The sequence below is a fragment of the Streptomyces sp. NPDC002265 genome (assembly GCF_040296125.1).
Classification (GTDB): Bacteria; Actinomycetota; Actinomycetes; order Streptomycetales; family Streptomycetaceae; genus Streptomyces.
This window is the reverse complement of sequence record NZ_JBEOWS010000067.1, coordinates 1-18,727: the sequence shown is the minus strand read 5'-3', so window position 1 is coordinate 18,727 and position 18,727 is coordinate 1. Positions and strand designations below refer to the sequence as shown.

Annotated in this window: 16 protein-coding genes; 11 read left to right on the top strand and 5 right to left on the bottom strand. The window is 72.8% G+C overall.

Annotated elements, in window-relative coordinates; all coding sequences use genetic code 11:
• The first annotated feature begins 556 nt into the window (after positions 1–556).
• Both ABT085_RS14830 and ABT085_RS14825 read left to right on the top strand, forming a co-directional pair.
• Positions 557–787: a DUF397 domain-containing protein gene (locus ABT085_RS14830; protein WP_152887440.1), complete on the top strand. Its 231-nt coding sequence runs from the start codon at positions 557–559 to the stop codon at positions 785–787.
• A gap of 126 nt (positions 788–913) precedes the next feature.
• A complete protein-coding gene (locus ABT085_RS14825) occupies positions 914–1,834 on the top strand; it encodes a helix-turn-helix domain-containing protein (protein WP_351606518.1) in 921 nt (306 codons plus the stop codon).
• Between the two features lie 28 nt (positions 1,835–1,862).
• On the opposite strand, the gene ABT085_RS14820 is transcribed toward ABT085_RS14825, so the two are convergent.
• On the bottom strand, positions 1,863–2,681 hold the full coding sequence (locus ABT085_RS14820) for an SAM-dependent methyltransferase (RefSeq protein WP_351606516.1): 819 nt from the start codon (positions 2,679–2,681) through the stop codon (positions 1,863–1,865).
• Between the two features lie 253 nt (positions 2,682–2,934).
• Between ABT085_RS14820 and ABT085_RS14815 the strand changes: the two genes are divergently transcribed.
• From ABT085_RS14815 to ABT085_RS14785, 7 genes are all read left to right on the top strand, one after another.
• Complete coding sequence (locus ABT085_RS14815; RefSeq protein ID WP_351606513.1) at positions 2,935–3,216, top strand: hypothetical protein; 282 nt, start codon at positions 2,935–2,937, stop codon at positions 3,214–3,216.
• 145 nt (positions 3,217–3,361) lie between these two features.
• Positions 3,362–4,249 (top strand): Gfo/Idh/MocA family protein, encoded by an 888-nt coding sequence (locus ABT085_RS14810; RefSeq protein WP_351606510.1) that lies wholly within the window; start codon positions 3,362–3,364, stop codon positions 4,247–4,249.
• Positions 4,250–4,593: 344 nt separating this feature from the next.
• Positions 4,594–5,712 (top strand): PP2C family protein-serine/threonine phosphatase, encoded by a 1,119-nt coding sequence (locus ABT085_RS14805; RefSeq protein WP_502982730.1) that lies wholly within the window; start codon positions 4,594–4,596, stop codon positions 5,710–5,712.
• 195 nt (positions 5,713–5,907) lie between these two features.
• Positions 5,908–6,114: a hypothetical protein gene (locus tag ABT085_RS14800; protein WP_351606507.1), complete on the top strand. Its 207-nt coding sequence runs from the start codon at positions 5,908–5,910 to the stop codon at positions 6,112–6,114.
• 77 nt (positions 6,115–6,191) lie between these two features.
• Complete coding sequence (gene sthA, locus ABT085_RS14795; RefSeq protein ID WP_351606504.1) at positions 6,192–7,595, top strand: Si-specific NAD(P)(+) transhydrogenase; 1,404 nt, start codon at positions 6,192–6,194, stop codon at positions 7,593–7,595.
• A 253-nt stretch (positions 7,596–7,848) separates the two neighbouring features.
• Entirely contained in the window at positions 7,849–9,321 is a 1,473-nt protein-coding gene (locus tag ABT085_RS14790) for an APC family permease (RefSeq protein ID WP_351606502.1), read from the top strand.
• An 11-nt stretch (positions 9,322–9,332) separates the two neighbouring features.
• Positions 9,333–10,298, top strand: a complete 966-nt coding sequence (locus ABT085_RS14785; RefSeq protein ID WP_351606499.1) for a hypothetical protein — start codon at positions 9,333–9,335, stop codon at positions 10,296–10,298.
• Between the two features lie 71 nt (positions 10,299–10,369).
• On the opposite strand, the gene ABT085_RS14780 is transcribed toward ABT085_RS14785, so the two are convergent.
• The 3 genes from ABT085_RS14780 to ABT085_RS14770 form a co-directional block, all read right to left on the bottom strand.
• Positions 10,370–12,712: a glycoside hydrolase family 65 protein gene (locus ABT085_RS14780; RefSeq protein ID WP_351606496.1), complete on the bottom strand. Its 2,343-nt coding sequence runs from the start codon at positions 12,710–12,712 to the stop codon at positions 10,370–10,372.
• The gene (locus ABT085_RS14775) at positions 12,709–13,449 is read right to left on the bottom strand and encodes a beta-phosphoglucomutase family hydrolase (RefSeq protein WP_351606493.1); all 741 of its coding nucleotides are present in this window, start codon (positions 13,447–13,449) and stop codon (positions 12,709–12,711) included. The genes ABT085_RS14780 and ABT085_RS14775 overlap by 4 nt, the downstream gene beginning before the upstream one ends.
• Before the next feature lie 88 nt (positions 13,450–13,537).
• On the bottom strand, positions 13,538–14,941 hold the full coding sequence (locus tag ABT085_RS14770; protein ID WP_351606490.1) for a TerD family protein: 1,404 nt from the start codon (positions 14,939–14,941) through the stop codon (positions 13,538–13,540).
• A gap of 108 nt (positions 14,942–15,049) precedes the next feature.
• Here ABT085_RS14770 and ABT085_RS14765 point away from each other — a divergent pair, with 108 nt between their 5' ends.
• Entirely contained in the window at positions 15,050–15,784 is a 735-nt protein-coding gene (locus ABT085_RS14765) for a maleylpyruvate isomerase N-terminal domain-containing protein (protein WP_351606487.1), read from the top strand.
• Between the two features lie 96 nt (positions 15,785–15,880).
• The gene (locus ABT085_RS14760; protein WP_351606484.1) at positions 15,881–16,600 is read left to right on the top strand and encodes a nucleoside/nucleotide kinase family protein; all 720 of its coding nucleotides are present in this window, start codon (positions 15,881–15,883) and stop codon (positions 16,598–16,600) included.
• Between the two features lie 21 nt (positions 16,601–16,621).
• Here the strand turns inward: ABT085_RS14760 and ABT085_RS14755 are convergent, their stop codons facing one another.
• The gene (locus ABT085_RS14755; RefSeq protein ID WP_351606482.1) at positions 16,622–18,454 is read right to left on the bottom strand and encodes a hypothetical protein; all 1,833 of its coding nucleotides are present in this window, start codon (positions 18,452–18,454) and stop codon (positions 16,622–16,624) included.
• Positions 18,455–18,727: the final 273 nt, after the last annotated feature.

Below are 18,727 nucleotides of genomic sequence, written 5' to 3'. Positions count from 1 at the left end.
GGCCTTTCCACGGCGGACGTGTCAGCGGAGGGGGCGGGGCGACGGCTCGGCAGGGGCGGTGGTGCTCGCAGGGGCCGGACGGTCCGGCTCCCGTGGTCGCGCGGGTCCTCGGACATGGCATGGGCCGCGCCCGGACGATGTTCCGGCGGCACGGCGGACGGCGAAGCGGGCGGGTACGGGCCCTCCGTGGCCGCGGGCGGCACCCGGGACGGCCGGGGCACGGGAGCCGCTGGACGAGCCGGCTCCCGGCGGCGGCCGCTCCCCGAGAGATACGGAGTGGACGGTTCGCACCGACGCCCCACTGATACCGGTCCCACCCGCCGACAGCGCGGCCTCGCCCGCCGGCCGGACCGCTCCGGGTGCAGGTGACGACACGGCATCCCCCTGATGTGAGGTCAGGTTGCGGCGTCCACACGGGGGTTGACGCCACGGCTATTATCCACGCTGAAGGCCTCCGCGTGCAATTGCACGAGAAATTGCGCGAAAGTCAGCGCTCGTACGCGGGGTCGGCGAGGAACGTGAACAGCGGCGAGGAACGAACAGCAAGGAGACGTCGGTGCCAGGAGTACGCAACGGTGTGCGGGCCAGTTCACTGGACGTCACCTGGGTCAAGAGCCGTCACAGCAACGCCGAGGGCAACTGCGTCGAAGTCGCCTCGCTGACCGGTGGAGGCATCGCGGTGCGCAACTCCCGCGACCCCGACGGGCCCGCGCTCGTCTACACGCCGGCCGAGTTGGCGGCGTTCCTCGCCGGGGCGAAGGAGGGGGAGTTCGACCATCTGCTGTGAGTCCGTCTCGGCAGCGGACGGCGAGCGAGAGCGGAATCAACTCCCCTGCTTTCCAGCCACACATGAAGGAGACCGGAAGCGTGCGATAGGGTGGTTGGCACTTCTGCCGGTCAGCTGGGAGTCAGGATGTCCGCCGAGTCGCATCGCATCTCCCGTCTCGAACCCTATCTGGACAGACCCGAGCCTGCCCCGACTTTGCTCAAGATGCTGGTCGGCGTGCAGCTGGCCGGCTTCCGGGAGGATGCCGGTCTCTCCCAGGACCAGGCGGCGCGCACCCTGGGGTTCAGCGGGGCGAAGCTCTCCCGGATCGAGTCGGGCAAGGGCCGCAGGCCGCCGACGGAGCACGACGTCCGCGCGCTGCTCGAGCTGTACGGCACGGACGCCTACGCGACCTCGGTCCTGCTCAAGCTGCTCCAGCGCGCGGGCGAGCCGGGGTGGTGGCAGCGGTACGACAAACGGCTGATGCCGGAGTGGTTCGACCGTCTGGTCGGCTTGCAGGAGGCCGCCGCGACCATCCGGACCTTCGAGATCCAGTACGTGCCGGGCCTGTTGCAGACGCCCGCCTACACCCGGGCCGTGGTGGAGCGGGGCCTGCCGAACGCGTCGGCGGCCGAGGTGCAGCGCCGGGTCGAGCTGCGGATGCGCCGGGCGGAGCTGCTGTCGCGCAAGGACGCCCCACAACTGTGGGCGGTCGTGGACGAGTCGGTCCTGCTGAGGGTGCTGGGCAGTCCCACGGTGATGCGCGAACAGCTGGCCCACCTGATCGAGATGGCCCAGCGGCCCCATGTGACCGTGCAGGTCGTTCCCCTGGACGTGACGCACGCGTCGGCACCCGCCATACCGGTCACCTATCTGCGCTTCGGCGGGCTCGACCTGCCCGACGTCGTCTACCTCGAGCACATAAGAAGCGCGAACTTCCTGGAGGACAGGGACGAGACGGAGGAGTACCGGCTCGCGCTGGACCGGCTGGCGGACGAGGCACTCAGTCCGCGTGAGTCGGTGCGGCTGCTGCGCGCGACGATGGCGGGGCGCTACCTCCGGTCGTGAGCGGCGCTCACGACCGGAGCCGGGTCAGTCAGCGAAGGCGGCCCACGCCGCCGAACTCGATCCACTCCTGGGTGAGCTGGCGCGGTGCCACCTCGCTGTCGGGGCGCCAGCCGGACACCTCCACCAGGCCCGGTTCCAGGATGTCCGTGCCCTCGAACAGGGCCGCGACGTCCTTCTCCTGGCGGACCCGGCCCCAGTGTCCCTGCGTGGCCTTGTCCATGAAGTCGGTGACGAATTCGCGGACCTCGGCGTCCTCGCTGACCAACTGGCACATCACCAGGAAGCTGCCGGGCGCGAGCCGCTCGCTCACCCGCTGGACGACGGCCTGCGGACCGTCGGTCTCGCTGTCCGGGATGCAGTGGAAGACCGAGTTGAACAGCACCGCCACCGGCTCCGAGAAGTCGATCAGACGCCGGGTGTCCGGGTGGTCGAAGATCTGGTCGGTGGCCCGCAGGTCGGCGTGGATGACGGTGGTGCGCTCGTCCTGCTCCAGCAGCGCCCGGCCGTGGACCAGCACCATGGGGTCGTTGTCGACGTAGACGACGTGCGTACGGGGGTCGACGCGCTGGGCGACCTGGTGCACGTTGTCCTGGGTGGGCAGGCCTGAGCCGTGGTCGAGGAACTGGCGGATCCCGTAGTCGGTCGCCAGGGTCCTGACGACCCGCTGGAGGAAGCGCCGGTTGTTCAAGGCGAGCCGACGGGTACTGGGGACGACCTTGTCGAGCTCCTCGCAGGCCGCCCGGTCCGCCGCGTAGTTGTCCTTGCCGCCGAGATAGTGGTCGTACATCCTGGCGGCGGTGGGCACATTGGCGTCGATCTTTGTGGACAGCTGCTTTTCCATGTGCATCGCTCCCCCAGCTCCGTACCGCGCCACCTGCACGACTGACAGTACATCCTAGGGACTTGGCCTCCGGCTGATCCAGCCCGTGCGCCAAACTCCGTGCGGAACAGGGAGATTGCTCGCGCAACCTGTGATCAGGGCGTTTCTCGCCGGCAGCACCGACCCCCCGCGAGCCATCACGGATTCTTCACCTTTCGGACACGCATCAGGCGCCGGGACCGGAGCACTCGCAGGTGATGGATCGCCGGGAGGGGATGTCGTGATCGTGATCGCCGTTCTGCTGTTGCCGCTGCTGTCCGCCCTGCTGATCGTGATGGACCGGGTGGAGGACCACCTGCTGCGTCCCGCCCGCGCGAGCCGTCGGCACGCCGGCGGGCGCCGGCATCTGCGGCTGATACGCGGCGACGGCCGCCGCGGTGCGGCCGGGAACCGCGGTCAGCATCTCGCCGGGCGCCCCGCCGAACACCCTGCCGAGCGCCCCTCACCCGGGACCGGGCCCGAAGCCGGGCCCGGGACCGCCCCGGCGGCCCGCGCGGCCTGAGCACGGGCACCGGGCACCGGGCACCGGCCACCGAGCACCGCGGCCGGCGTGCATGTCGGCCGGGTCGTGTGCGAGGCTCGCCCACGGCCGGCCGCCACAAGGGCGCCGGCCGGAGACACCGTGCGGCACGGTGGAAGGCGGCGGCATGCGCATCGGACTGCTCGGAACCGGCCCCTGGGCGCACCAGGTCCACGCTCCCGCCCTCGCCGCACATCCCGAGGTCGACTTCGCGGGCGTCTGGGGCCGTCGCGCCGACGCGGCGAAGGAACTGGCCGAACAGCACGGCACCCGGTCGTACGACGACGTGGACGCCCTGTTCGCCGACGTCGACGCGGTGGCCGTGGCCCTTCCCCCGGACATCCAGGCGGGCCTGGCGGCACGGGCCGCGCGGGCCGGGTGCCATCTGCTGCTGGACAAGCCCGTCGCGACCGACGTGGAGCGGGGACGCGCCGTGGTCGACGCCGTGCGCGAGACCGGTGTCGCCTCGGTGGTCTTCTTCACCACCCGCTTCCTCACGGACTCCGCGGCCTGGATCGGCGAGCAGGCGGGCGTGGGCGGCTGGTTCACCGGGCGGGCGCAGTGGCTCGGCGCGGTGTTCACCTCCGACAGCCCGTTCGCGGCTTCGCCGTGGCGACGGGAGAAGGGGGCACTTTGGGACGTGGGCCCGCACGCCCTGTCCGTGCTGCTCCCCGTGCTCGGCGACGTCCGGCGGGTGACCGCCGCGGCACCCGGTCCCGGTGACACCGTCCACGTGGTCCTCCGGCACGTCGGCGGCGCCTCCAGCACCCTGGCCCTGAGCCTCACCGCGCCGGCCGCGGCGGTGGGGACGACCGTCGAGCTCCGGGGCGAGCACGGGGTGGCCCTGCTGCCGGAGCGCTCCGAGGGCGCCCTGCCCGCCTTCGGCCGCGCCGTCGACGCCCTGCACGAGGCCGCCCGTACCGGCGTCCCCCACCCGTGCGACGCCGCATTCGCCCTGCGGGTCACCGAGATCCTCGCCGCCGCCGAGACACTGCTGACCACCGACACGGACTGACCGCCCCGGACCCGGCCGCCACGCACCGGCAGCCGCGAACCACCAGACGCGGACCGGCCGACACCGACCGCCAGACGCGGACCGACCCCCGTGGACCCGCCGCCACGTACCGGCAGACGCGAACCGCCGGACGCGGACTGGCCGACACCGACCGGCAGAGGCGAGCCGCTCCCCGCGGACCCGCCGACGCAGAGCGGCCGATGTCGACCCGCGGCCCCCGCCGGTCCGCCGCGTCCGCCGCCCGCGCCGAGCGGACAGGCGGTCTCGGCCGGTCGGCGGACGCGGGTCTGCGGACGCGGGTCTGCGGACGTGCGGCGCGCGGGCCGACGTAGGAGCGTGGTGGTGTGGGAAGCGTGCGTACCGGGTCACCCCGCCGGGAGCGCCGGGGCTGGCTGCGGGGCGCGCCGCCGCCCCGCTGGATCCGCGCGCTGCCGCCCGTCCTGATCTGCACCGTCGCGGTGGTCACGCTGCTGAGCCCGAGTCCGCTCGACATCGGCTTCCTCCTGGGCGCCATCCCGCCCCTGGCGGTGCTGTCGTACGGGCCGCTCGCGACGGCCCTGCTCGGCATCCTCGCGGTCTCGGTGCTGATCGTCCCGGTGTTCCAGCTGAACCGGCCGGGCAACACCGACCTGCTGACCGTCTGCTTCGTGGCCCTGCTGAGCATCTTCGTGTCGTACGTGCGCAGCCGCCGGGACGCCCAGCTCGATCTGGAGCGCACCGTCGCGGAGGCGGCACAGCGCGCGGTCGTGCCGGAGGTGCCCGGGCGGGTCGGCCCGGTGCGCTGCGCGGCCCTCTACCGCGCGGCACAGCACGGCACGCTGGTCGGCGGGGACTTCTTCGACGTACGCGAGGGTCCGCACGGTGTACGGGCCGTGCTCGGCGATGTGCAGGGGCACGGGCTGGCGGCGGTGGCGACGGTGGCCCTGCTGCTGGGGGCGTTCCGGGAGGCGGCGCTGGACCACCCGGACCTGGAGTCGATCGTCGGCCGGCTGGACCGCCGGCTGCTGGTGGACGCGGCGCAGAACCGGCGCGACGAGCGGTTCGCGACGGCCGTGCTGCTGGACATCTCGCCGGAGTCGGACACGGTGCGGATCGTGACCTGCGGCCATCCGCCGCCCCTGCTGCTGCACGACGGAACGGCCCGCGAGGTCGGCAGCGTCCCCAGGCCGCCGCTGGGCCTCGGGCTGCCCGACGCCTCCTCGTACGCGGAGGGCACGGTGCGGCTGCGGCCGGGCGACCGCCTCGTGCTGGCCTCCGACGGAGTCTGGGAGGCCAGGGACCCCGACGGGGTCTTCTACCCGCTGCCCGAGCGGCTCGCCACGCTCGCCGCGGAGCACGGGGACGAACCCGAAGCCCTGGCCGAGCGGATCTGGGCCGATGTCCAGCGGTTCTGCGGCACCTCGACGGTCCACGACGACGTCACCTGCCTCATCCTCGCCCCTGATCTCGCCGCACCGCGCTGACCTGGGGATTCACTGGAATTCGGGCGGTTCGCCGGGCCGGACGGGGACCGGTTGGGTCATCCGGGTGTCTTCCGCCCGTACCGGGGCACCCGCCTCCTCCGGATGCGCGCCGCGCCCGCGCGATGAATGGTGATAGTGGACCCGGTGCCGGCACCGGGCCGAAGCAGTCCCCAACGGACCCGAGGAGCAGTGATCATGGAGACGTCACAGACCGACGCGTCCCGGCAGTCCCGGGAGCGCGTCACCCCGGACAACCTGCTCCACACCCGCACCGGCACGGAGGTGGCACCGGAGGACCTGGTGCTCGCCACTGGCCGGGACGTGACCCCGAGCAACCTGGAATGGGCCCGGCGGAAGCTGGACCAGGAGGGTCCCGCCGCCATCGAGAAACTGCTGCCCTAGGGCCTGTCCGGCGGAAAGGTTCCGAGAAGCCGGTACACCCTTTCGAAAGGCACCTTCGGGCTGACAGACTCCCGAGGGTGCCAGACTTCGACATGCTCGTCCTCGGATCAGGACCCGGCGGCCAGAAGGCCGCCATCGCCGCCGCCAAGCTCGGCCGCCGGGTCGCCGTCGTCGACCGCCCCGACATGGTCGGTGGGGTCTCCATCCACACCGGCACCATCCCCTCCAAGACGCTGAGGGAGGCGGTGCTGTATCTGACCGGACTCACCCAGCGCGATCTGTACGGGCAGAGCTACCGCCTGAAGGACGACATCACCATCGGCGATCTGACCGCGCGCACCCAGCACGTGGTCGGCCGCGAGGTCGACGTCATCCGCAACCAGCTCTCCCGCAACCAGATCTCGCTGTACGCGGGTGTCGGCCGCTTCGTCGACGCCCACACGGTCGCCGTGCGCGAGGCCGACGGCCAGGACCAGCTGCTGACCGCCGAGCACATCGTCATCGCGACCGGCACCCGGCCGGCCCGGCCCGAGTCCGTGGAGTTCGACGGGCAGACGATCCTCGACTCGGACAACGTCCTCACCCTGGACGGGGTTCCGCGCTCCATGGTGATCGTGGGCGCGGGTGTGATCGGCATGGAGTACGCCTCCATGTTCGCCGCGCTCGGCAGCAAGGTCACCGTGGTCGAGAAGCGGGCCGGGATGCTCGACATGTGCGACGTCGAGGTCATCGAGTCGCTGAAGTACCATCTGCGCGATCTCGCCGTCGCGTTCAGGTTCGGGGAGACGGTCGCCTCCGTCGAGCGCCATGCGCGCGGCACGCTCACCGTCCTGGAGAGCGGCAAGAAGATACCGGCGGACGCGGTGCTGTACTCGGCGGGCCGGCAGGGCCTGACCGACGAACTCGACCTGGACAAGGCCGGACTGAGCGCCGATCCGCGCGGCCGGATCACCGTCGACGAGCACTACCGCACCGAGGTGCCGCACATCTACGCCGTCGGCGACGTCATCGGTTTCCCGGCGCTGGCCGCGACCTCGATGGAGCAGGGGCGTTCGGCGGCGTACCACGCCTTCGGGGAGCCGGTCGGTCAGATGGACCACCTCCAGCCGATCGGCATCTACACCATTCCCGAGATCAGTTTCGTGGGCCGCACCGAGGACCAACTGACCGAGGACTGCGTGCCGTTCGAGGTCGGTATCGCCCGCTACCGGGAGCTGGCGCGCGGTCAGATCATCGGTGACCAGCACGGCATGCTGAAGCTGCTGGTCTCCCCCGAGGACCGCAAGCTGCTCGGTGTGCACTGCTTCGGCACCGGGGCGACGGAGCTGATCCACATCGGACAGTCCGTCATGGGCTGCGGCGGAACGGTCGACTACTTGGTCAACGCGGTGTTCAACTACCCGACGCTCGCCGAGTCCTACAAGGTCGCGGCGCTGGACGCCACCAACAAGCTGCGCCAGCTGGACCGCATCGGGGACTGACCCGGGACCGGCCCGGAGACCGTGTCGGGGAACCGGGCCGGGGACGGGACCGGGGATGTTGGGGCTATCATCACTCGCACACTCGGTGTGATCTTTCGGCCGACACAGCGGTCGAGCGGCGGCCACCGGCTCCTTCGCCGTCCCTGACCCGAGGCCATCCCCTCCGGCGCACGGCGGCCGCACTCCACCTCCCGACCTCGTCGGGGCCGGGTCGGCCGCCCTCGCGTCGTGCACGACGGAAAGCAGCACAGCCATGAGCAAGAGCAGGGGCAGAGGACTCCAGGCGGGCGTCCTCGGTACGTTCGACACGGTGATGATGGCGGTCGCGGGCAGTGCTCCGGCCTACTCGCTGGCCGCGACCACCGCGGTACTGGTCGGCACGGTCGGTCTGGCCAGTCCCGCGGCTCTGCTGTACTGCGTGATACCCATGCTCGGCATCGCGCTGGCGTTCAGTTATCTCGGTCGCATCGACGTGAACGCGGGCGCCAGTTACTCGTGGGTGGGGCGCACGCTCCACCCCTTCCTGGGGTTCGTCAGCGGCTGGGCGCTGGTGGTCTCGGCGACCATCTTCATGGTGGCCGGATCGCTGCCCGCCGGTTCGATGACGCTCGCGCTCTTCGACGAGGGCCTCGCCGACGACACCGCCCTGTCGACGCTCGTCGGCGCGGCCTGGTTCCTGGTGATGCTGGGTGTGGTGCTGGGCGGCGCGCGGCTGACCGTCCGCGCCCAACTGCTCATGTCCGGCGTCGAGCTGGCCGTCCTGGCCCTGTTCGCGGTGCTGGCGCTCTTCCACTCGGGCAACGCCCGCGCCTTCGACTGGTCCTGGTTCGGGTTCGGTCACTTCGACGGGGTGTCGGGGTTCGCGTCGGGCGCGCTGGTCGCCGCGTTCTACTACTGGGGCTGGGACGTCACCAGCAACCTGAGCGAGGAGACCCGCAACAGCCGCCGTACGACAGGACTCGCGGGCCTGATCGGAGTGGGGATCGTGTTCCTGCTGTTCGAGGTGTTCACGGTCGTGGTGAACGTGGTCCTGTCCACCCGGCAGATCGAGGACAACGCCGCCAACGTGCTGGGGGCGCTCGGGGAGGAGATCTGGCCGGGCTGGGGCGGCAAGCTGCTGATCGTGGCGGTGATGCTGTCCACCATCGCCACCCTGGAGACCACGCTCATCCAGGTCACCCGCTCGCTGTTCGCGATGGGCCGGGACCGTACGATGCCGGCCGCGCTGGGCCGGGTGCACCGCACCTGGAACACCCCGTGGGTGGCGATCACGGTGGTCGGCGCGGTGGCGCTCGCGATGTTCGTCGCGGCCAACGCGCTGGGCTCGGTGGGCGACATCCTCGCGGCCGCCGTCTCGGCGATCGGTCTCCAGATCGCCGTGTACTACGGCCTCGCGGGCCTCGCGGTGGTCGTCGCCTACCGCAGGATGCTGCTGAAGTCGCCCGCCCACTTCGTGTTCGGCGGGGTGTGGCCGTTGTTCGGCGCCCTGTTCATGTTCTGGATCTTCGTCGAGTCGCTGGGCGAGCTGAGCGCGGCGGCCGTCGCGATCGGCATCGGCGGGCTGGCCGTCGGACTGGTCCCGATGATCTGGTACTGGCGGCAGGGCAGCGACTACTACCGGCCCGCCCGGCTGGACGCCAGCCGCACGGTCGCCACGGAGTACGTCCCGGCCGACCGTGCCACCGCGGCTTCGGCCGCCCATGAGGGTCTCCCCACCGATTTCTGAAGGGGATTCCGATGGCGCGAGACCGTTTCGTTCCCGACTTCGACCCCGACTGCGGGGACACGGCCGTCACCTCCGCCCGGCACGACATCGTTATCGGCCGCTGGCAGGGGCTGCGGGAACTGCTGCGGGCCACCGGCCCCGACTGGGCCGCCCGGGGACACCGGGTCCGGCTGCTCGCACAGGCCTGCGCGGACAGTTCCGCGGTCGAGACCTGGCTGGCCGCCGAACCGCACAACGCCGACGCGCTGGTGCTGCGGGCGGCCACCGAGACGGTGCGGGCCTTCACCCTGGCCATCGCGGCCGGCCGGGGTGTGCCCATCGACCAGCACCGGGTGGACACCGCGGTGGTGGCGTGCCTGCGGGCGGCCGAGGCCCTGCCCCAGGACCCGACGCCGTGGGTGTCCCTGGTCTCCGTGGCCCGGCTGTACCCGTCGGGGGTGCGCGGGCAGGAACTGGCGCGCTGGTGGGACGAGTTGCACCGGCGCGACCCGTACAGCGTGGAGGGTCACCTCCAGGTGCTGCACTACTACTCCGCGCGCTGGCACGGCACCCACGGCATCATGTACGACTTCGCCCGCGACGCGGCGGGCGCGGCGCCGCCCGGCTGCGCGCTGCCGGTGCTGGTGCAGTACGCCCGGGTCGAGGAGTACCGCTACGCCCTGGACGCGGCCGGGGGCCGCCAGACCGTGGTGCGGCTGGGCCGGCACTGGGACAACGCCGGTGCGGTGAGCGATGTGCGGCGCACCTGGCAGCGCTGGCTGGCGGACCGCGCCGACCTCGGCGCGCCGGCCGAACCGAGCGAGCTGCGTGACCTCAACCACCTCGCGCACGCGGCCTGTCTGGCCGGTGCCGAGGACATCGCGGGTGCGCTGCTGCGGATGCTCGGCCGCCGGGCGACGCGTACGCCGTGGTCGTACACCGGCGATCCACAGCAGCAACTCGCGAAGTGGCACAAGGAGTTGGGATTGGGGGTGTGACGGCGGGGCGAGCGTGAAGGTGTGCGGAGCCGGGCGGGATTCCGCGCACATCGCGCCCGGTACCGCACGGCTCAGCGGGCGTTCGGGGTGCGGTGGGCGGGCTGTTCGGGGGCCGGGCGCGGCGGTGCCGGAGGGACCGGCCGTACCTGCGGACCGTCCCCGTTCAGGGACAGGGACTCGCCGTGGTGGCGCAGGGTCAGCGGCGGCCCGGACAGCAGGGTGTACGTGGCCTTGTCCTGCCTGATCTCCACGCGCAGCCGGCGGCCGCGGTGCTGGAGGGTGAAGGCCAGCCGGCCCAGCCGCTCGGGCAGGCGGGGCGCGAACCGGAGCGTGCCGCCGTCGCGGCGCAGTCCGCCGAAGCCCGCCACCAGCGCCGTCCAGGTGCCGGCCAGCGACGCGATGTGCAGTCCGTCGCGGGTGTTGTGCTCCAGGTCCGCCAGGTCCATCAGCGCCGCCTCGGCCGCGTAGGCGTGGGCGAGGTCGAGATGGCCGGCCTGGGCGGCGACCACGGCCTGGCAGCACGCCGAGAGCGAGGAGTCCCGTACGGTCAGCGGTTCGTAGTAGGCGAAGTTGCGGGCGACCTGCTCGTCGTCGAAGTGGTCGCCGCAGATGTACATGGCGAGGACCAGGTCCGCCTGTTTGACGACCTGCTTGCGGTAGAGGTCGAAGTAGGGGAAGTGCAGCAGCAGCGGGTACTGGTCGGGCCGGGTGCCCGCGAAGTCCCAGCGCTGGTAGCGGGTGAAGCCCTCGTGCTGTTCGTGCACGCCGAGTTCGTGGTTGTAGGGGATGTGCATCGCCTGGGCCGCGTCCCGCCAGGCCGCGCTCTCCTCGGCGTCGACGCCGAGCCGGGCGGCCTCCTCGGGATGGCGTTCGGCGGTGTCGGCGGCGGCCAGCAGGTTCGTACGGGCCATGAGGTTGGTGTAGGTGTTGTCGTCCGCGACGGCGCTGTACTCGTCGGGCCCGGTCACGCCGTCGATGTGGAAGGCACCGCCCGGATCGTGGTGGCCCAGCGAACGCCACAACCGGGCGGTTTCCACCAGCAGTTCGAGCCCGGTCTCGCGCTCGAAGCCGGTGTCGCCGGTGGCCTGGGTGTAACGCACCGCCGCGTCCGCGATGTCGGCGTTGACGTGGAAGGCCGCGGTGCCCGCCGGCCAGTACGCGGACCCCTCCGAGCCCTCGATGGTCCGCCAGGGGAACGCGGCGCCGCGCAGGCCGAGTTGGGCGGCGCGGGCACGGGCGGCGGGCAGGGTGCTGTGCCGCCAGCGCAGCGCCTCCGCGACGGCCTGGGGCGCGGTGTGGGTGAGCAGGGGCAGGACGAAGGTCTCGGTGTCCCAGAAGGCGTGGCCGTCGTAGCCGGAGCCGGTGAGCCCCTTGGCGGGTATCGCGCGCCGTTCGGCGCGGGCTCCGGCCTGCAGGACGTGGAAGAGGGCGAAGCGGACCGCCTGCTGGATCTCCTCGTCGCCGTCGACCTCGACGTCCGCGCGCGCCCAGAAGTCGTCCAGGTAGGCCCGCTGGTCGTCGAGGAGGCCCTGCCAGCCGCTGTGCGCGGCCGCCGCCAGGGCGGCCTCGACCTGGTCGCTCATCGCCGGCCGGGAGCGGGCGCCGGACCAGCCGTGGGCGACCAGCTTCGCCACCCGCAGCCGCTCGCCCGGCTCCAGCACGGAGGTGACCGTCAGCCGGGCGACGTCGACGTTGCTCTCGGCGCCGGTGGTGGTCCGCTCGGGACCGGTCACGGTGTGGTCGGCGGCGACGGCCACCCGCAGGCCGCTGCGCCGGGTGCGGTGCACGAGCCGCAGCCGCCGGCCGGCGGCGAAGTCCTCCTCGGGTTCCAGCGGCGAGCGCAGCGCCCTGGCCGCGCGCGGGTCGCCGTCCGGTTCGGGCAGGCTCTCGTTGGCGACCAGCTCCGACTGGATCACCACCCGGGCCGGCCGGCCGACGGCCTCCACCTCGTACGACACGGCGGCGATCGCCCGCTGGGCGAGGGAGACCAGCCGCGTCGAACGCACCCGTACGGTCGTCCCGGCGGGCGAGGTCCACTCGCAGACCCGCTCCAGCACGCCCGCGCGCAGGTCGAGGACGCGCTCGTGGGAGACGAGCCGTCCGTAGCGCAGGTCGAAGGGCTCGTCGTCGACGAGCAGCCGCAGCACCTTGCCGTTGGTGACGTTGATGACGGTCTGGCCGGACTCGGGGTAGCCGTAACCGGCCTCGGCGTAGGGCAGTGGGTGCAGTTCGTGCACGCCGTTGAGATAGGAGCCGGGCAGACCGTGCGGTTCGCCCTCGTCGAGGTTGCCGCGCCAGCCGACATGGCCGTTGGACAGCGCGAACACCGACTCGCTCTGGGCGAGCACGTCGAGGTCTAGATCCGTCTCGCGTACGGCCCACGGCTCCACGGTGTACGAGCGGTGCGTGATCACGCCCGGCCCCCCAGTTCGGCGAGGTCCTGCACGACGACGTCCGCGCCGTGTGCGCGCAGGGCGTCGGCCTGTCCGCTCCGGTCGACGCCGACGACGTATCCGAAGTGCCCGGCACGGCCCGCGTCGGCGCCGGCCAGGGCGTCCTCGAAGACGGCGGCGCGGGCGGGCGGCACCCCGAGGTCGTGGGCGGCGGCGAGGAAGGTGTCGGGGTGCGGCTTGCCCGGCAGCTTCCGCTCGGCGGCCACCACTCCGTCCACGCGTACGTCGAAGAGGTGCTCGGCGCCGATCGCGCGCAGGACGTCCCGGGTGTTGGCGCTGGAGGAGACGATCGCGGTCCGCAGGCCGTGCGCGCGGACGGCGTCGATGTAGCGCAGGGTGCCGTCGTAGGCCTCGACGCCCTGGGTGCGGATCTTCTCCAGGACCAGGTCGTTCTTGCGGTTGCCGAGGCCGTGGACCGTGCCGGCGTCCGGCGGGTCGTCCGCCGTGCCGTCCGGCAGTTCGATGCCACGGGAGGCGAGGAAGGTGCGTACCCCGTCGGCGCGCGGACGGCCGTCGACGTACGCGGCGTAGTCGGCCCCGGCGTCGAACGGCCGGAAACGCTCGCCCTCGCGCTCGCGCAGGAACGCGTCGAACGTCTCCTTCCAGGCGGCCGCGTGCACCACGGCGGTCTTGGTGACGACCCCGTCGAGGTCGAAGAGGCAGGCCATGATGTCTTCGGGCAGACCGAGCTCCGTCATACCTTCACCGTTCCCCGCCCGGCGCCGTCCACGGGGTGGCACGCGCCACATCGCGCCGACCCGGCGTCCCGGTACCGGGCTTCGGCGGTCAGCGTCGCTTGAACTCCACCGGTCCCGCGTTCATCGCGATGGTCCCGTCCGGGTTGAGGACCGGACGGCGTTCCGTCATCCGGCCGCTGTAGGCCTCGATGTGGTGGACGGCCGCACCGTCGGCGCCGGTGAAGTCGACGAGGGCGATCGCGACCCAGTAGCGGGTCTTGGTGTTCTCGAAGAGCGGGACGGTGACGGTGGAACCGCGCCCGTCGTCGACGACGACCCGCGCACCGAAACTGCGGAAGGAGCCGAAGCCGTTGCTGACGGCGGAGTAGGCGCACAGCAGGACGTATCCCTGCTCCTCGGGACGCACGATACGCAGCGACTCACGGCCCGGAGCACGTGCGTCGCCGTCGAGGCAGATGTAGGGCGGGCTCGTCACCGAACCGAGGTGCTTGTAGTAGACGACGTCGCCGCCCTTCCCCTCCTTCGCCGTGTCCGAAGCGGCCCCGGTCCCGGCGGCCGTCGGCCGGGGGCGCACCGGCTCGCCCTGCGCCACATGACCGGCCTTGACGAGGGTGCCGGGCGCCGTCCCGCCGCGCACGGCCTTCGAGGCGGGCACGAACAGGGCGTACAGATCGAGGTCGGCGCCCATCCTGCGGCGCCGGTCGCTGCCGCCGTCCCACTCCAGGGAGGCGGTGACCACCGACTCGCGGTCCGTCTTGTCCAGCCCGATCGAGATCCGGCCACCCTTGTCGAGGCTGACTCTGCCCAGCGGGGGCTTGTGCAGGCTCGTCGGCCCCGCGCCACCGACGGGCGGCGGGCCGGGCTCCGGCTCCGGCTCCGGCTCCGGCTCCGGCTCCGGCTGCAGCGCCGCAGGGGTGACGGGCGGGGACCCCTCGTGGTCGGCATCGGGACGCTCCCCTGCCGAGGGGGCCTGCGGCTCCTCGACCCGGATGCCGAAGTCGGTGGCGAGGCCGGACAGTCCGTCGGCGTAGCCCTGTCCGATGGCACGCAGCTTCCAGACCGGACCTCGGCGGTAGAGCTCCATCAGCAGCACGGCCCGCTCGCGGTCCACGAGGGCAGGCGGGCCGAACCGCACCGGTTCGGCCCCGTCCTGCCCGGCACGTACCAGCACGTCCTTGACGTCACTGAAGGTACGGGTCGTGTCGTCGGGGTCGCAGCTGCCCACCAGGACGACCCGGTCCACGTCCGCGGGAAGTGCGGCCGGATCCACGGCGATCCGCTCGGGCCCCCCGGCGTCGGCGGCAAAGTGCCGGACGGCTCCGGACTCGGCGGAGGGCTGGTTGTAGAAGACCAGGTCGTCGTCGGACCTGACCTTCCCGTCCGCGGCGATCAGCAGGGCGCTGAGATCGACCGCTTCACCCACCGCGTGCAGTTCGACGGTGACGCACCCTGAGCCCACAGCCGTGTTCTCACCTTTACGAAGCTCAGCCATGCCGTCCTCCCCGCGGTCTCCCCGTCACCTCGTCGCACCTTGCCACATCACGGCCGCGAGACCGAGCCCTTCCGCGGCCCGGGGGCCGCGACCGCGGTCCGCCCGGATGTGCCGCATCCGGCCTCGGGCGCAGTTGCCGGGCCTATCATCGGAGGCGCTGCCCGGTCGCCGATCGGCGTACCGGGGCCGACCGGTGACGGGGGCGTGATGGGTCTCGCAGACGCGTATCTGGGTGCCGCGACTCAGGCGGTGACATTGCTGAGCGCGCCGGAGGTCGCCGCTTCCTGGGAGAAGCCGAGCGCGTTGGCGGAGATGTCCGTCGCCGCCTTGGCCGGTCATCTGGCGTACCAGGTCTTCAGCGTGACTCCGGCGCTGCGGGAATCCGCGTCGGGGCAGGCACCGATCCCCCTTCTCGAGCACTATGCGCGTGCCGAGTGGATCGATGCGCCACTCGACGCCGAGGTGAACACCGGTATCCGGGCGAAGGGGGCGGAGATCGCGTCCGGGGGCGTCCGTGCGCTGCTCGAGCGCGCCGAAGCGGAACTCGCCCGACAACGGTTCGCCCTGCCGGAGATCCCGGGCGACCGGGCTGTTTTCCTGCCCCGGACAGGTTGGGCCCTGAGCCTCGACGACCTCCTTGTGACGCGGATGACGGAACTCGCCGTTCACCTGGACGATCTGGCGGTCAGCGTGGGAATCCCCGCACCGGAGCTCCCGGCCGCCGCGTTCGATCCCGTGCTGACCCTGCTGGCCCGACTCGCCGCCCGGCGGCACGGCCGGACGGCGCTGCTGCGCGCCCTGACCCGCGCGGAACGCGCGCCGTCGGCGATCAACGCACTCTGAAGGCTGCTCGCCGGCGGAATCGGAAGCCGGTGCGTTCGGGCGGCTCGGCCGTCCCGTTCCCTGGTCAGGGCGTCCGATCGGCTGGATGATCGCCTCATGTCCCCTGACGCACCGCCGACCGAGTCCGATCCGACGTCGGGGAAGGGCGCCTCGCGCCCGGCCTCCGCGGACCTGCTGCGCCGGGCCGCCGCGCTCGTGCGGCCGGGCCGGCGGGCGATCCTCGGGATCACCGGCAGCCCGGGAGCGGGCAAGAGCACGCTCGCCGCCTGGCTGGTCCGGGAGCTGAACGGGGACGGGCCCGCCTGGGTCGCGCAGGTCCCGATGGACGGCTTCCACCTCGCCGACATCGAGCTGGACCGGCTCGGCCGCAGGGACCGCAAGGGCGCGCCGGACACGTTCGACGCGGCCGGGTACGCGGCCTTGCTGCGGCGGTTGCGGGAGGAGGCGGAGGGGGACGACCCCGTGTACGCGCCCGGGTTCGAACGGGTGCTGGAACAGCCGCTCGCGGGGGCGGTCCCGGTGCCGTCGACGGCGCGGCTGGTCGTGACGGAGGGGAACTACCTGCTGCTGGGGACGGGCGCCTGGGCGCGGGTACGGCCGCAGCTGGACGAGGTGTGGTTCTGCGAGGTCGACGAGCAGGAGCGGATCCGGCGGCTGGTGGCCCGGCACGAGGAGTTCGGCAAGGGGCACGAGGAGGCCGTGGCGTGGGTACTGGGCACGGACCAGCGCAACGCCGACCTGGTGGCGGGAACTCGGGAGCGGGCCGACCTGGTGGTACCGGAGGCGGCCCTGCCACAGGCCGCGGCAGGTGCCTAGCAAGGGCGGGACGGCCGTCGCTCAGGCGTGGAGCGTCAGTTCCGGTTCCCCCGACGCGTCGCCCGCCGGCTGTCCGATCAGTGCGGTGAAGGCCTCCGTGCGGACCGTCAGGCCCGTCGCGCCGTCCTCGAAGGCGGGGGCGAACGGGCCGCCCTCGGGGCCGTAGCGCACCGCGAACACATGCAGGTGCTCCGGGGCGCCGGGGGCCGGATCCGCCTCCAGCGCGCTGGAGGAGACCAGGTGCCGCCAGCCCTCGTCGGGGTTGCCGTACACCCGGGGGTCGGCGGCCAACGCGAAGGCGGCCTGCTCCTGTGTGGTCGCGGCGCGGGTGTCGAAGTGGTCGACCCCGGTGGAGCGGGGGTGGGTGAGCCGCAGCGGGCCCGCGCCCGTCACCCGTGCGTGCGCGGTCCTGCGTACCCGGTCCCCGTCGTCGGCGGCGTAGGGCAGTCCGGCCAGCAGGTACGGCGTACCGTCCAGCCGCTGCACGACGACCGTCGTCCACAGGCTCGTGCCGTCGGTGACGTACAGGGACCGCACATGGCGCAGGACGTGGTCGCGGCCGACGACCGGCTTGGTGACCAGTTTGGCCGTCAGGCCGTCCGCGCGCACGTCCCGGACGCGGACCTCGCCCGCCGGGCGGCACATCAGGAAGCCGTCGAGCACCGGTCCGAAGCCGTGCTGACGGTTCACGGCGGCGGCGAGACAGTACGTGCCCGCCGCCTCGACGAGCGTCGGGGTCATCCGGTCGTCGAAGGCCACCGAGACGGTACCCGCGCGCAGTTGGTGCCGTGCCGTCGAGGCGGCGGGCGTGCGGTGCCAGCGCGTGGGGTCCTGGATCTGCCAGACCAGCATGAACGCGAAGTGGCCGTCGAGACCGTCGCCGGCCCTGGTCGCGTGACGGCCCCAGCGGCTGTCGCCCCGGTAGCGGCCCAGGTCGGAGCCGATGCGCCGGCCGAAGTAGCGCAGCCCCAGGACCGATTCGAAGCCGGAGTGCTGTTCGCTGTAGCGGGGGCCGCCGATGTCGAAGCCGCCGTTGGTCAGCCGGGCGTCGAGGTAGCGGGCCAGCGCGTCCCCGTCCTCGGCGAACATCCCCTCGCCGCTGACCCGGTGGGCCTGGGCGAGGAAGGAGAGGGAGATCGGGCCGTAGTTGTTGTCGTACGCCCCGCGGTGCTCGGGGGGCAGCAGCGCGCCCCGGTCGCGGATCCGGCGGGCGCGGATCTCGTCGGCGTACAGCGTGAGCGCGCGTGAGCGTACCGACTCCCCCTGTTCCGGCGGGAGATGGCGGGCCAGCATCAGGCCGCCCACGACACAGCCGATGGCCTGGTTGCCCGCCTCCTGCGGGTTGAAGAAGGTCGCCTCGGTGAGCCGGCGCCAGTAGCCGTGCGCGGTGTCGAGGAGTTGCACGCGCTGGGTGCCGGCGACCAGCCCGTCCGCCGCGTCCAGCACGTTCACCGCCTGGAGCAGCGCCCACACCGTGCTGGGCCAGTCGCCGATCGGGTGCGCGCCCGCCTCCAGGACATAGCGGGCGTACGGCAGTTGCGTGCCGCGCCGTCGCAGGTTGGGGTAGCCGGGGTTGTCCTCGCGGTAGACGCGCTCGCGGAGGTGGAAGGCGAGGCTGCGGCCGACCGCCGCGGGCAGGCGCGGGTCCCGGGAGCGCTGCCAGGCGAGCGCCAGCAGCGAGGTGACGCCGAGCGAGGTGTCGCCGATGTCGTCGCCGCCGGCGGGGTGTTCGAGGCTGCCGTCCGGGGTCAGCCGGGCCAGGGCCTGCTCGGTGACGTCGGCGAGGACGGCGTCGTAGGCCTGCGGGCTGTCGGGCAGGTCGTGCAACGCGCCGCGCTGGTAGGGAAGGTGCATGTGTGCTCAGCCCTTCGGTGCAAGGGTCGCCGTGCTCCCGGCCAGCTTCTTCGGGGCGGAGAGGAAGCAGATGAGCGCGGGCGGGAGTGCGGGCGTCCACCGGGCGAACATCGCGTGACACGGGGCGCGTGACCGCAGCGCGCCGCGGGCGCGGGCTCGGGCGCGGGGTCGGGCGCGGGCTCGGGCGCGGGCGCGGGCTCGGGCGCGGGGTCGGGGCGGGCGCGGGGTCCGGGCGGGCCCGGGGTCGGGGCGGGCGCGGGGTCGGGGCGGGCG

Bases quoted from the DNA above. Each gene is read 5' to 3' on its own strand.
- ABT085_RS14825 (WP_351606518.1), top strand. From the start codon at position 914: ATGTCCGCCGAGTCGCATCGCATCTCCCGTCTCGAACCCTATCTGGAC.
- ABT085_RS14770 (WP_351606490.1), bottom strand. From the start codon at position 14,941: ATGGCTGAGCTTCGTAAAGGTGAGAACACGGCTGTGGGCTCAGGGTGC.
- ABT085_RS14800 (WP_351606507.1), top strand. From the start codon at position 5,908: ATGGAGACGTCACAGACCGACGCGTCCCGGCAGTCCCGGGAGCGCGTC.
- ABT085_RS14810 (WP_351606510.1), top strand. From the start codon at position 3,362: ATGCGCATCGGACTGCTCGGAACCGGCCCCTGGGCGCACCAGGTCCAC.
- ABT085_RS14820 (WP_351606516.1), bottom strand. From the start codon at position 2,681: ATGCACATGGAAAAGCAGCTGTCCACAAAGATCGACGCCAATGTGCCC.
- ABT085_RS14755 (WP_351606482.1), bottom strand. From the start codon at position 18,454: ATGCACCTTCCCTACCAGCGCGGCGCGTTGCACGACCTGCCCGACAGC.
- ABT085_RS14785 (WP_351606499.1), top strand. From the start codon at position 9,333: ATGGCGCGAGACCGTTTCGTTCCCGACTTCGACCCCGACTGCGGGGAC.
- ABT085_RS14775 (WP_351606493.1), bottom strand. From the start codon at position 13,449: ATGACGGAGCTCGGTCTGCCCGAAGACATCATGGCCTGCCTCTTCGAC.
- ABT085_RS14760 (WP_351606484.1), top strand. From the start codon at position 15,881: ATGTCCCCTGACGCACCGCCGACCGAGTCCGATCCGACGTCGGGGAAG.
- ABT085_RS14790 (WP_351606502.1), top strand. From the start codon at position 7,849: ATGAGCAAGAGCAGGGGCAGAGGACTCCAGGCGGGCGTCCTCGGTACG.